Origin of the sequence: Bradyrhizobium sp. SZCCHNRI1029, from assembly GCF_032487555.1 — a bacterium.
Classification (GTDB): Bacteria; Pseudomonadota; Alphaproteobacteria; order Rhizobiales; family Xanthobacteraceae; genus Bradyrhizobium.
Genome location: NZ_JAUEUK010000001.1, coordinates 1,115,484 through 1,128,844, shown reverse-complemented (window position 1 = coordinate 1,128,844; position 13,361 = coordinate 1,115,484). Strand labels below are relative to the sequence as shown.

At 65.8% G+C, this 13,361-nt stretch carries 11 protein-coding genes; 6 read left to right on the top strand and 5 right to left on the bottom strand.

Features of this window, described 5'->3' with window-relative positions:
• Entirely contained in the window at positions 1-978 is a 978-nt protein-coding gene (locus QW861_RS05235; RefSeq protein WP_315749337.1) for a TerC family protein, read from the bottom strand.
• 576 nt (positions 979-1,554) lie between these two features.
• Here QW861_RS05235 and QW861_RS05230 point away from each other — a divergent pair.
• Together QW861_RS05230 and ftsH are read left to right on the top strand one after the other, a co-directional pair.
• Positions 1,555-2,508: a lipid kinase gene (locus tag QW861_RS05230; protein WP_315749338.1), complete on the top strand. Its 954-nt coding sequence runs from the start codon at positions 1,555-1,557 to the stop codon at positions 2,506-2,508.
• A 66-nt stretch (positions 2,509-2,574) separates the two neighbouring features.
• Positions 2,575-4,422 (top strand): ATP-dependent zinc metalloprotease FtsH, encoded by a 1,848-nt coding sequence (ftsH, locus tag QW861_RS05225; RefSeq protein WP_316192764.1) that lies wholly within the window; start codon positions 2,575-2,577, stop codon positions 4,420-4,422.
• A 154-nt stretch (positions 4,423-4,576) separates the two neighbouring features.
• Here ftsH and QW861_RS05220 read toward each other — a convergent pair whose 3' ends face one another.
• Entirely contained in the window at positions 4,577-5,119 is a 543-nt protein-coding gene (locus QW861_RS05220; protein WP_315749341.1) for a cytochrome b, read from the bottom strand.
• A 337-nt stretch (positions 5,120-5,456) separates the two neighbouring features.
• On the opposite strand from QW861_RS05220, the gene QW861_RS05215 reads away from it, so the two are divergent.
• Together QW861_RS05215 and QW861_RS05210 are read left to right on the top strand one after the other, a co-directional pair.
• On the top strand, positions 5,457-7,895 hold the full coding sequence (locus tag QW861_RS05215) for a DUF2235 domain-containing protein (protein WP_315714796.1): 2,439 nt from the start codon (positions 5,457-5,459) through the stop codon (positions 7,893-7,895).
• A gap of 129 nt (positions 7,896-8,024) precedes the next feature.
• Positions 8,025-8,789 (top strand): hypothetical protein, encoded by a 765-nt coding sequence (locus QW861_RS05210; protein ID WP_315749342.1) that lies wholly within the window; start codon positions 8,025-8,027, stop codon positions 8,787-8,789.
• Between the two features lie 24 nt (positions 8,790-8,813).
• Here the strand turns inward: QW861_RS05210 and purB are convergent, their stop codons facing one another.
• On the bottom strand, positions 8,814-10,121 hold the full coding sequence (purB, locus tag QW861_RS05205) for an adenylosuccinate lyase (RefSeq protein ID WP_315749344.1): 1,308 nt from the start codon (positions 10,119-10,121) through the stop codon (positions 8,814-8,816).
• A 281-nt stretch (positions 10,122-10,402) separates the two neighbouring features.
• On the opposite strand from purB, the gene QW861_RS05200 reads away from it, so the two are divergent.
• Positions 10,403-10,576 (top strand): hypothetical protein, encoded by a 174-nt coding sequence (locus QW861_RS05200; RefSeq protein WP_315714793.1) that lies wholly within the window; start codon positions 10,403-10,405, stop codon positions 10,574-10,576.
• Entirely contained in the window at positions 10,573-11,160 is a 588-nt protein-coding gene (locus tag QW861_RS05195) for a TetR family transcriptional regulator (protein WP_316164442.1), read from the top strand. Before QW861_RS05200 ends, QW861_RS05195 begins: the two co-directional genes overlap by 4 nt.
• A gap of 17 nt (positions 11,161-11,177) precedes the next feature.
• Here QW861_RS05195 and QW861_RS05190 read toward each other — a convergent pair whose 3' ends face one another.
• Positions 11,178-11,825, bottom strand: coding sequence for a response regulator transcription factor (locus QW861_RS05190; protein WP_315714791.1), 648 nt, complete (start codon positions 11,823-11,825; stop codon positions 11,178-11,180).
• Positions 11,826-11,835: 10 nt separating this feature from the next.
• Positions 11,836-13,194: a histidine kinase gene (locus tag QW861_RS05185; RefSeq protein WP_315749346.1), complete on the bottom strand. Its 1,359-nt coding sequence runs from the start codon at positions 13,192-13,194 to the stop codon at positions 11,836-11,838.
• Positions 13,195-13,361 lie beyond the last annotated feature (167 nt).

Sequence of the window (13,361 nt, the reverse complement as noted above, 5' to 3'; positions counted from 1 at the left end):
TCACTTCATCGGCTCGACCGCAGGCCGCGTCTTCCACAGCGAATAGGCGATGCCGGCGCCGAGCAGACCGAAGGTGATGCCGAGCGAAATCGCGGGCGGAAACTTCTCGAGCCCGAGCAGGTCGGCCAGGAAGATCTTCGAGCCGATGAAGATCAGCACCGCCGCCAGCGCCAGCTTGAGATACTGGAAGCGATCCACCATCGCGGCAAGCGCGAAATAGAGCGCGCGCAGGCCGAGGATCGCGAAGATGTTCGACGTGTAGACCACGAAGGGGTCGGTCGAGATCGCGAAGATCGCGGGCACCGAGTCGACCGCGAAGATGACGTCGGCAAATTCGATCAGGATCAGCGCCAGGAACAGCGGCGTCATGAACCAGGTCGGCTTGCCGCGCGCATCAGGCTGGCGCACGAAGAAGTGCTCTTCGTGCAGGCGGTCGGTGACGTCGAAGCGGCGGCGCACCCAGGCCAGCGCCGGGTTGGCGCCGATGTCGTGCGGCGTGTCCCTGAACACCAGCATCTTGATGCCGGTCGCGACCAGGAACAGCGCGAACAGGTAGAGCACCCAGCTCGCCTGGGCGACGATCGCGGCGCCGAGCCCGATCATGATCGCGCGCAGCACGATGACGCCGACGATGCCCCAGAACAGCACGCGGTGCTGATAGGCGCGCGGGATCGAGAAGTAGCTGAAGATCATGGCGATGACGAAGACGTTGTCCATCGCCAGCGCCTTCTCGATCGTGAACGCGGTGAGATAGGCGGTGCCGGCCTCGGCGCCGATTTGCCACCATACCCAGGCGCCGAAGGCGAGGGCGAGCATGATGTAGATGCCGCTCATGACGAGGCTCTCGCGTACCGAGATCTCGCGCGTCTTGCGATGGAGGATGCCGAGATCGAAGACGAGGAGGGCGAGCACGATTGCGAGGAAGGCGAGCCACATCCAGACGGGCTTGCCGGCAAACGCGATGAGCAGGAATTCCACGACGGGTCCCTCTTTCAAGCCGGTGAGATTGATGTCAGGTCCGACATCGTGAGCGCACCGGCAGCTTCACCAGAGGGGCCCGGACCAGGGGTAGGCGACGGACGTATGTGTCTGCCGATTGGTTTTCAAGAGCCTGCGGTTTTCAAGAGCCCGCCGTTCGCATCTGCGTTCAGCAGATGAACGGCGAGGTGCGACAGAGTGTCTGCTGCCCGGCGGCCGTCTTGCGGCCGTGCGGCGGTGAACTAATTCCAGAGGGCCGGAGATCCGGGCCCCTCTGATAGTCCGTGAGACTATGATGTCGGACTCTCTTTCATGACCGCTGCCGCTGGCGGTATTGCGCACTTCGGGCGCTATTGAGGAGTTTGACGAGATGCGGCCCCACGCGTCGCTTGTTGCTATCGGGCCTTGCGGCTCTCGCCCCCACATCACCATCCCAACAATCGTTACCCCGCTGAAACCTCCCGGCATCGCCTGGATGGGCGGCGGTGATCGTGATGGAACCGGAGCGCCTGCTCGCCACTTTGTATGGAACCTGTGCGCTGGAGCGCGCTGGCATTTTGTGTACGGGAGACAATCGTGACCACGGGGGGTGACCAGGTATCGATCGCGAAGGCGCCGCCGTCGCGCCCGGCCGTGGCAACGCGCCGCCTCTTGATGATCATCAATCGCGGCAGCCGCTCCGGCGGCGAGGCGGCCGGCGTTGCCGTGTCGCGGCTGAGCGCAGCCGGCTATGATCTCGTGATCTCGGCGCCGCATAGTCCGCGCGAGGTGGCGCCGTGGATCGAAGCCCATGCCGACGATGCGGAAGCGGTCGTCGTCGCCGGGGGGGACGGCAGCCTGAACGCGGCTGCGCCTGCACTGCTCAAGACCGGCCTGCCGCTGGGCATCATTCCGGCTGGCACCGCCAATGACCTTGCCCGCACGCTTGGCCTGCCGGCGGATATGGAGGCCGCGGTCGATGTGATTGCGGCCGGCCATCGCCGCCGGATCGATCTCGGCGAGGTCAACGGGCACCCGTTCTTCAACGTCGCCAGCCTCGGCTTGAGCGCCGAGCTCGCGCGGCAGCTGACCAAGGAAACCAAGCGGAGGTTCGGCCGGCTCGGCTATGCGCTCACGGCGCTGAAGGTGCTGACCAATGCACGGCCGTTCCGCGCGATGATCGTATCGTCCGACGGCGCGGTGCGGGTGAAGACACTGCAGATCGCGGTCGGCAATGGCCGCTACTACGGCGGCGGCATGGCGGTCGATCACCGCGCCGAGATCGACGATTCCCATCTCGATCTGTATTCGCTGGAGATCGGCCGCATCTGGAAGCTGCTGGCGATGGCCTATGACTTCCGCAAAGGCCGCCACGGCCTGTGGCAGGAGGTGCGGGCCTCGCGTGATACATCGTTCGAGATCCGCACGCGCCGTCCGCGCCGGATCAATGCCGATGGCGAGCTCGTCACCTTCACGCCGGCGCGCTTCTCCGTGCTGCCGCGTGCGGTCACGGTGTTCGTGCCCGAGGTCGCAGCGCAGGACCGCACCTGACGCGTGGCCGCTTGATCCGCCGTTCGCGGACACTCGATTTCGACTGATCACCCGATTGAGAGACCCATGACCAAGCAGACCCGCTTCAATCTCTGGTACGCGATCGTCGCGATCTTCGTCGCGATGATGATCCACAATGCGTGGACGAGCTATCGCCAGGTCGCCGTCATTCCCTACAGTCAATTCCAGGACCTGCTCGCAGCCGGCAAGGTGAAGGAGGTCGGCGTCTCCGAGAACTACCTGGAAGGCACGCTGAAGGAGCCGCTGCCCAGCGGCCAGTCGCGCTTCGCGACGACGCGCGTCGACCAGGAGTTCGCCAAGGAGCTCAGCAAGGCCAACGTCACCTTCACCGGTCGCGTCGAGAGCAATATCCTCGGCGACATCCTCTCGCTGGTGATGCCGATCGCGCTGTTCTTCGGCGTCTGGTACTGGCTGTCGCGCCGGATGATGGGTGGCGCCGGCGGGCTCGGCGGCGGCCTGATGCAGATCGGCAAGAGCAAGGCCAAGGTCTACGTCGAATCCAACACGGGCGTCCGATTCGACGACGTTGCCGGCGTCGACGAGGCCAAGGACGAACTGCGCGAGATCGTCTCGTTCCTGAAGGATCCGAAATCCTATGGCCGTCTCGGCGGCCGCATGCCCAAGGGCGTGCTGCTGGTCGGCCCGCCCGGCACCGGCAAGACGCTGCTCGCCAAGGCGGTCGCGGGCGAGGCCGGCGTGCCATTCTTCTCGATCTCGGGCTCGGAATTCGTCGAGATGTTCGTCGGCGTCGGTGCCGCGCGCGTGCGCGACCTGTTCGAGCAGGCCCGCGCCAAGGCGCCCGCGATCATCTTCATCGACGAGCTCGATGCGCTCGGCCGCGCCCGCGGCATGGGCCCGTTCGCCGGCGGCCATGACGAGAAGGAGCAGACTCTGAACCAGTTGCTGGTCGAGCTCGATGGCTTCGATTCCTCGACCGGCCTCGTGCTGCTGGCAGCGACCAACCGGCCGGAGATTCTCGATCCGGCGCTGCTGCGGGCCGGCCGCTTCGACCGCCAGGTGCTGGTCGACCGGCCCGACAAGCCGGGTCGCATCCAGATCCTGCAGGTGCATCTGAAGAAGGCCAAGCTCGCCGCCGACGTCGATCCGGAGAAGGTCGCGGCGCTGACGCCCGGCTTCACCGGCGCCGATCTCGCCAACCTCGTCAACGAGGCGACCTTGCTGGCGACGCGGCGCGGCGCCGACGAGGTCACGCTCGACGATTTCAACAATGCGATCGAGCGCATCGTCGCCGGTCTGGAGAAGCGCAACCGGCTGCTCAATCCGAAGGAGCGCGAGATCGTCGCCTATCACGAGATGGGGCACGCGATCGTCGCGATGAGCCTGCCGGGCACCGATCCCGTGCACAAGGTGTCGATCATCCCGCGCGGCGTCGGCGCGCTCGGCTACACCATCCAGCGCCCGACGGAAGATCGCTTCCTGATGACGCGCGAGGAGCTCGAGAACAAGATGGCGGTGCTGCTCGGCGGCCGCGCCGCGGAGCTCGTGGTCTACGGCCATCTGTCGACGGGCGCCGCCGACGATCTGCGCCGCGTCACCGGCATCGCGCGCTCGATGGTGACGCGCTACGGCATGTCGGAGCAGTTGGGTTCGGTCGCCTATGAGCGCGACAACCAGTCGTTTCTTGCGCCGGGCGTCTCACGCAGCGCCGAGTATGGCGAGGCCGCGGGGGATGCGATCGACGCCGAGGTGCGTACGATCGTGACGAACGCGCTGGAGCGCACCCGCAAGCTGCTGCAGGACAAGCGCGACGTGCTGGAGCGCGCCGCCCGCCGCCTGCTGGTCAAGGAGACGCTCGACGAGACCGAACTCGCCGCCCTGCTGAAGCAGGACCAGCGCGCCGGCGATCTCGTTGTGGCAGCGAAGCCGATATAGTTGTCGAGTCGGGGAGCAAAGGCGCGGCCGTGCGGTCTCCACGATCGAGATTGTGTGGCGCCGTGCCCATCGTCTTGGCAATGAGCTCGCCGCACGACGATGGGCACGTTGCCGGTTGACGGCGGCTGCTTTGCCCACCCTACGGCGGCCACGCTCACCGCCGCGGCCACATCCGGGCCAGCGCCTCGTCCTTCTTGACAAACGCGTGCCAGAGCGTGGCCGCAATGTGCAGGCCGACCACGAGATAGACCAGATAGGCCAGCGTATCATGCGTGATCTCGCCGGCATGGGCGATCGTCCTGTCGCCGGCGAACAGGCGCGGCCAGCTGAAGGTCCCGAAATAACGCAGCGAACAGCCGCCGGCCGACGAGAACATGTAGCCGGTGACGGGCATGATCAGCAGCAGCGCATAGAGCGCCCAATGATTGAGCTGCGACAGCGCGCGGACCATCGGTCCGAACGTGGCCGGAGCGGCCGGCGCCGTGGTGCGAGCCCGCACGATCACGCGGAGAATGGCCAGCATAAACAGCGTGACGCCGAGCGATTTGTGAACCTCCAGCAACTCGCGCCGCGGCGACGTGCCGGCCGGCTGAAGGCCGCAATAGAGCCCGATCAGCATCGCTGCGATGAACAGCAGGGCGGTCGCCCAATGAATCCACCGCAGCAGGGGATCGTAGCTCGCGATCGTCTCGGGCATGTCGGGCTCGTCAGTGGTGAATTCCGGCGACCTGCTTAGTCGCGGATCTGACCTCTGTCGAAGGATCAGAGGTCGACGACGAGATGTCGGACAACCGCACAAAGGCATCTGCTGATCATTTTTGAGTGATTCCATGCGTGCCGCTCTGTCAGTCGCGCCTCGATAAGCCGTCCCCCGTTCGATGACTGCATTGGATCAAGCGACGATGTTGCCTTGCGGATGACGGGCGGTGCTGAGAACTGAGCGGGTGGTCCTGCGGGCTCGCGCAGGGATTGTGCCTTGATTTTCCTGCAATTGCGGACCAATCTCCCTGCCGGCATTCTGGTCGGGGGGCCTCGTGTCCAATCCTGTTGCAAAGAACATCGTGCTGTTGTCGGACGGGACCGGCAACAGCGCCAAGGCCGTGTTCAAGACCAATGTCTGGCGCCTGTTCCAGCTGCTGGACCTGCGCGATCCGCGCCGGCAAGTCGCCTTTTATGACGATGGCGTCGGAACGTCCTCCTTCAAGCTGTTCGCAGCCCTCGGCGGCATCTTCGGCTTCGGCCTGAAGCGGAATGTGATTGCGATCTACAGCTTCTGCTGTCGCAACTACAAGCCGGGCGACCGCATCTACTGCTTCGGGTTCAGCCGCGGTGCCTTCACCATCCGTATCGTGGCGGCAATGATCGCGGGGCAGGGGCTCGTCGCCTACGACGACAATGAAGCCGATCTCGCCCGGTTCGCCGCAGACGCCTATCGCCGCTATCGGCGTCGCTACAATAGCGGAATTCTCAGATATCTCGGCAAGATCGGCCTGGACCTGCGCGGAGTGCGCGACTGGGGAATTAGAACGCTGCGCAGAGTGCAGGGCGTGGCGCTGCAGGCTCCGCCAGCAGTCGAGGTCGAGAGCGTGCATTTCGTCGGCATTTGGGACACCGTTGACGCCTACGGCGGGCCGATCGAGGAGATGACGCGCGCCATTGACTATTGGATCTGGCCGCTGTCGATGCCGGACCAGTTCATGAATTCCAAGATCCATCGCGCTTGCCACGCCCTCGCGATCGAGGAGGAGCGTGACGCCTTCCGCCCGGTGATCTGGGATGAGCGCTATGTGTGGGGACGGGACGAGGCTGTTTCAGGCCGCAGTGACAAGAAGGACTGGCTGTTCGGCATCGACCACGATCCGCGCAGCGCGGCTGCGAAACTGGCCGAGCCGCCGCCGCATCTGCGCACCGATCTGCCGCCACGTGACCGCGAGCGCATCAGCCAGGTGTGGTTTACCGGCGTGCATTCCGACATCGGCGGCGGCTATCCGCAGGATGGCCTTTCCTATGTGACGCTCGATTGGATGCTCGACCGCGCCCAGGCCTATGGTCTCGTCTATCTCGACGGGCGGCGCAGGCTGCTCTACGATCCCGAGATCGATCCGCTCGACACGCTGAACGACTCGCGCAAGGGGCTTGCGGCCTACTACCGCTACAAGCCGCGCAATCTGCGCGAGATCTATGACGCGCCGCCCTACAAGCTATCGCTCCGGTACGATGTCAGTCGCATCAAGTGGCTGCTTCATTCGCCGTTCAAGGCCCAGACCGGGCTTCTTGCTGACGATCTGCATCCGAGCCTGCCGCAGCCACCTCTGCCGCCGGTGAAGCCGACGATCCACCGCACCGTGTTCGAACGCATTGGGTCGGGTCCCGATCACTATGCACCGGTGGTCGTACCCGCCGCTTACCGCGTCACGGATGAGACCGATACGCCGGTCGATGCGCTGCATCCGCTCGATCACGGGCACGCGCGGACGCGGGTGCAGGACGATGTCTGGAATTGGGTCTGGCTGCGCCGCGTGGTCTATTTCGCCACCATGTTCGCGCTGCTGTTCGTCGCGGCGATCCCATATTTCGTCATCTATTGGCCGCGCGTGCTTTATGAGCCCTTGCATGGGCTGGTAAATCCGCTGGTCAACGGAGCGGCAGCCTTCTTGCCCAAATTTCTCGACCCATGGTTCGTCGCGTTTCGGGATTCGCCGGGGTTGCTGGTGGTCGGTGTGGCCGCTGCGCTCGGCTTGACGGCGTGGGGCACCTCACTGCAGCGAACGATCCGCGACGCCGCACGCATCGCCTGGAACGATCCATCCCGGCACAAGCCGGTGACCGGCTGGCGCGCGACGGTTTATTCGCTGCGACGCCAGGGCTGGTATGTTGCCGGTTTCTATCTGCTGAAAACGTGGATCTTCCCGTTCGCCATCATGTTCTGGCTGTTCTGGTGGCTGGGGTTCGGCGCGGCCAATACGGCCGGGCTGTTCTGCAAGGAGACGCTGAGGCCGATCGAGGTCGAGGAGACAGAGATCGGCGCATACCCTGGTGGAAGCATCCGGCCAGTATTCGAGACGCGTCACCATTGCTATCCGACAGCGCTGACCGTGGCGCAGGGCGAGACCTATCAGATCGTGCTCGACGTCGGGGAGGCATGGAGCGACGGCGGCATCCCTGCGACTCCGGCCGGCTTCGGTTACGGCACCTGGACCCAATTGCCTGGGATACCCTTCAAGCGGCTGATCTGGTCGAACTGGTTCGCACCGATCGTGCGGGTGGGCAGCACCGGGCTGGAGGAGCATCTCCCGGCTTTCCAGCAGGAAACGCCCGGCAGCAGCCGCTGGACAGCCAGGTTCACGGCCCGCAGCGATGGGGAGGTGTTCGTCTACGTCAACGACACGTCCATCATGCTTCCTTGGCTGCTGTTGTATCGATTCTACTTCAACAACAAGGGCAACGCGGTCGTCTCGTTGAAGAAGCTGTAGCTGCAAGCGCTGCCAGGTCTGGCACTTGTCGAGCGTGACGTCGTCACGCTTCAGATGCTGCGCGGCACGGGCTGGTGTTGGCGTCGGGGCTGGGTAGGATACAGGCATTGATCGACTGCGAAGAGTACCATGACCCGACGAAGCTGGACAGGATGGACCGCACGCTTGGCGCTCGCCGCCGTCACGCTCGCCGGTGCCAGCGCCCATGCCGCCGAGCGGACGATGTCCTGGGACAGCGGCTGCCGTTTCACGGTCCGGTACGATCCCGCCAAGCACGACGAGACGCGGCTGCGCAACACCGTCCGTCTGCTGTTTGGCCCGTCCGATTTCGACTCGCCGGGCACGTTGCCGGCATTCGACCCGAAGGCGGTCGCGGCGCTCGACGCCGACAAGATCGACCGCGCCTGCAAGGCCACGCTCGACGCTGCCGCGCGGCTGGAGTTCATCGCGCTGCCCGGCATCGATGACTATCGGCGCGCCAGGGTGGCGGAGCTGAAGGACAGTTGCGATTTCGACCTGGTGCAGACCCGCGGATTCAAGACGCCCTCTACGCTGCGCGACTACCAGCCTGCCGCCGCCTGCGCGCGCTTCGTCGACGCGATCGAGGGCAAGACCGACCTGCAGCAGATGTTTCGCCAGACCGTCGACAAGGGCTGCGCCGACAACGCCAGCCCGAAGGCCTGCGTCGCCCGCTACGTCGCCGAGGCGCAGAAGCCGGACGGCCAGGAGCGCATGCGGATCTATCTGGTCAATTTCGGCTGGAGCAATTGCGCTATCAACTACAACCTCCGCAACACCGGCGAGAAGAAGATGGAGGCGATGCGGAGCGCGCTCGAGACCCAGTTCCGGAAGATGTTCAAGGTCAAGCAGGACAAGTGCGAGGAGGCGGACTGAGGCGTCCGCCCGCTCGACGCGCGCTCAGCTCTCCCCGAACACGCGCTTGAAGATCGTGTCGACGTGCTTGAGGTGGTAGCCGAGGTCGAACTGCTCGTCGATCTCGGCGTCGGTCAGGTACTTCTTCACGTCAGCATCGGCCTTGAGCAGGGTGCGGAAGTCGCCTTCGCCGCGCCAGACCGGCATCGCGTTGCGCTGGACCAGTCTGTAGGAGTCCTCGCGGCTCGCGCCCTTCTGGGTCAGCGCGATGAGCACGCGCTGCGAGTGGACGAGGCCGCCGAGCTTGTCGAGGTTCTTCTCCATGTTGGCCGGGTAGACCAGGAGCTTCTCGACCAGGCCGGCGAGGCGCATCAGCGCGAAGTCGAGCGTGACGGTGGCGTCGGGGCCGATCATGCGCTCGACCGATGAGTGCGAGATGTCGCGCTCATGCCAGAGCACGACGTTCTCCATCGCGGGCGTCACATAGGCACGCACCATGCGGGCGAGGCCGGTGAGATTCTCCGACAGCACCGGGTTGCGCTTGTGCGGCATCGCCGACGAGCCCTTCTGCCCCTCGGAGAAGAACTCCTCGGCTTCCAGCACCTCGGTGCGCTGCAGGTGGCGGACTTCGGTCGCAAAGCGTTCGACCGAGGAGGCGATCACGCCGAGGGTCGCAAAGAACATCGCGTGGCGGTCGCGTGGAATCACCTGGGTCGAGATCGGCTCGGGCGACAGGCCCATCGCCTTAGCGACGTGCTCTTCCACGCGCGGATCGATCTGGGCGAAGGTGCCGACGGCGCCGGAAATCGCGCAGGTCGCGACTTCCTTCCGCGCGGCGACCAGGCGCGCGCGCGCGCGGGAGAATTCGGCATAGGCATAAGCGAGCTTGAGGCCGAACGTCACCGGCTCGGCGTGGATGCCGTGCGAGCGGCCGATGGTCGGCGTCATCTTGTGCTCGAAGGCGCGTGTCTTCAGCGCCGCAAGCACGCGGTCGAGATCGGCGAGCAGCAGGTCGGCGGCGCGGGTGAGCTGGACGTTGAGGCAGGTGTCGAGCACGTCCGATGACGTCATGCCCTGGTGCACGAAGCGCGCCTCGGGACCGACGATCTCGGCGAGATGGGTCAGGAAGGCGATGACGTCGTGCTTGGTCTCGCGCTCGATCTCATCGATGCGGGCGACGTCGAAGGTGGCGTCCTTGGCCTTGGCCCAGATCGTCTTGGCGGCCTCCTTCGGGATCACGCCGAGCTCCGCCAGCGCGTCCGCCGCATGCGCCTCGATCTCGAACCAGATCTTGAACCGGGTCTGCGGCTCCCAGATCGAGGCCATTTCGGGACGGGAATAGCGGGGGATCATCGACGGCGCTCCGAGGCGGGAGGGAAGGTGGGCGGGACCAGGCGTCCGCGCCGGCATTTTACGCCGCGCTTTACCAGAGCGGCCGGATCGACACAAACGGCGGTCTTTCCGGCCGCTCGGCATGCCGTTACCGGATCATAATACCATTTTCAAAAAATCGCGCTGACAGATATTGAAATCTGTCAGCGCGATGGTGTATGTCGACCCTGCCATCTTGCTTAAGACCAACTTCCACTGTCTGACCTTGGGTTCAGCGGTTTCAACTGCGAAGGACCGCTTCGATGAAGATTGAAAAGCGATTGTTGCACTCACAATTTCAGGACTGGCTGAATCTCCAGGTCGCGCGTCACCTGGAGGCCCAGGCCACCAGGTTTCGCGCGCCATCGTCCGCCGACCAGGCTGAGACGATCCAGATCAAGGCGAATACGTCCGACGCCGATATGGTGCACGCATGAATGAGGCCGTGGTTCTGACATCCGAGCGCATCCTCGAAGTCACCGAGGACGTGTTGCGCCGTTATGGGCTCGCCAAAGCGACGGTCGTCGACGTCGCGAGAGCGCTCGATGTCAGCCACGGCTCCGTCTACCGTCACTTTCCGAGCAAGGCGTCGCTGCGCGAGGCGGTTGCCAAGCGCTGGCTCGAGCGGGTCAGCGCGCCGCTGGCGCAGATCGCGGCCGAGCCGGGACCGGCGCCGGCGAAGCTGGAGCGCTGGCTGCGCGAGCTGTTCGGCGCCAAGCAGAAACGGGTCTGTGAAGATCCGGAGATGTTCGCGACCTATCTCACCCTGGCGCGCGAGGCGTGCTCGGTGGTCAAGGCGCACAAGCAGAACCTGATCGCCCAGGTCGAGGGCATGATCGCTGAGGGGGTCGCGCAGGGGACGTTCGATGTCGCTGATCCCAAGACCGCGGCCGCGGCGATCTTCGACGCGACCCGAAGCTTCCATCATCCCGCCCACGCTGAGGAATGGGGCGAATGCACCTGCTCGGCCCGCGTCGATGCCGTGCTGACCCTGCTGCTCCGTGGACTTCAGGCGCGCTAGGCGCGCGCTCATCCGGGCTACAAATCCGTCAGCCCGCTGGTCACCGCCAGCCGCACCAGCTGCGCATCCGTCTGCAGTCCCGTCTTGGCCTTCACCAGATAATGATAGTTCTGCACCGTCTTGACGCTGAGGTGCAGGTTCGTGGCGATCTGCTCGGTGGTCAGGCCCGACGCGAACTGGCGCAGGATTTCGATCTCACGCTCGCCGAGCCGGTCGAGCACGGTCTGCTGCGGATCGAGACTGTCGGCGGCCAGCACATGGGCGACGTCGTCGCTGAGCGCGCGCTCCCCGCTGATCACCATGCGGATGGCACGGACCAGCGCCGACGGCTCGCTGCTCTTGGTGACGAAGCCGCTCGCGCCGGCGGCGAACGCCGCCTTCACCAACGGCGCCTCGCCATGCATCGAGAACACGAGGATGCAGGCGCGATTGTCGCGAGCGCGGATATTGCGGATCGCCTCCAGCCCGCTGGCGCCCTTCATCGAGATGTCGAGCACGACCACGTCGGGCGCATGCGCCTTGAACGCGGCATAGGCCGCCGCGGCGCTGTCGGCCTCGGCGATGACTCGAAACCCGTCCTGGCTCTCCAGCACGCGGCGATAGCCTTGCCGGACCACCGGGTGGTCGTCGACCAGCAGGATCGAAATGCCTGTGCGCTCGGGCATCCCCGTAATCTCAGGCGGCCAGTGGAATTGTCGCGGAGACGCTGAGCCCGCGCGCGGCCGGTCCGATCGACAGCGAGCCGCCGACGGCGGCGATGCGCTCGCGGATTCCGGTCAGGCCGAAGCCGCTCGATTGCGCCAGCAGGGTCGCATCGCCGCCGCCGTCGTCCTCGACTGAAATCAGCAGCGCACCGTCGGGCCCGGAGCGCCGCTCGACCCGCAACGACACCTCGCTCGCACTGGTGTGGCGCAGGGCGTTGGTCAGGCACTCCTGCGCCATCCGGTAGGCGGTGACCGCGACCGGGCCCTGGATGTCGGCGAGATCACCGTGGAGGTCGAGCCGGATCGCCGGTCGCGCGGCGTGCTGATAGTTCTCGGTCAGCGCGATCAGGCCTGCGGCGAGGCCGAGCTCCTCGGTGAGCGGACGGCGCAGTCGGCTCAAGGTGCCGCGCAGGCACGCCATCAGATGGCTGACGGATCGCGTGATCATGCGTGCGTCCTGGGCGATCTGATCGTTGCGGCCGTTGCCGGCGCTCTCGATCGTCGAGGCAAAAGCGAGGATCGCCGTGAGGTTCTGCCCGAACTCGTCGTGCAGCTCGCGGGCGAGCGCCCGCCGCTCCTCGTCGCGGATGTCGAGCAGGCGCTCGGTCAGCGCGGCGCGCTGCTCATTGGCCTGCGCCAGCCGGTCGCCGAGCTCGCCGACGGCGCGGCCGATCATCGCGAGCTCCATCGAGCGGAAGCGCGGCAGCGAGGGGCGGTGGTCGCCCTCGGCCATCCGCTGCAGCGCCGAGACGATGCTGCGCGCCGGCGCCAGCGCATGGGCGATCGCCAGCGAGGCCAGTACGCCGATCGCGACCGCCATCGCCAGCGCCACGCCAAAGCTGTCCTGGATGCGCAGCCAGGCGAGCTGGATCGCCGCATCGGGATCGGCGATCGCCGAGACGGTTCCCGCCGTGGTGGCGCGCGCGCTGATCGGCTGCGCGACCGCCGCGTGATCGCCGAGGATGGCTTCCACGGCGCTTGAGAACCAGCGCGGCGGCGCGGCGCCGAGGCCCTTGCTCTGGCCGCACAGCGGCTTCTCGAATGCGGCCTCGGGCTTGAACTGTACGCAGATGCCGGGCGCGATCAGCTTCATGGTCTCGGTCGTGCGCCAGTCGGGCAGCGGCAGCAGCCGCTCGCGCGATCGGTTGCCGCGCAGCAGCAGCTCGCGCCAGTACAGCGCCTCCAGCGCCTGCGAGACCCGGTCGGCCGATGCCGCGGTGGCGCGGTCGACGCTGCGATAGGCGTCAACGGTGACCCATACGGCCGCGGCGGCCAGACACAGCAGCACGATCAGCGCAAGGCGCGCAATGAGCTGGAGCACGAGACGCATGCGATCCTCTCCACGGCTTTTGCCGCAGCGTAACAATGGGCTGGTGCTCCGCCAAGCAAATGCACTGCAGCAAGCGGCAGGTTGGGAAATTTTCCCGAGAGCCTCGAGGCAGATGTCTTTGGACGCTGTTCCGCTGCTCTGCTTAACTCGTCTGCGAAGCGCCGAAC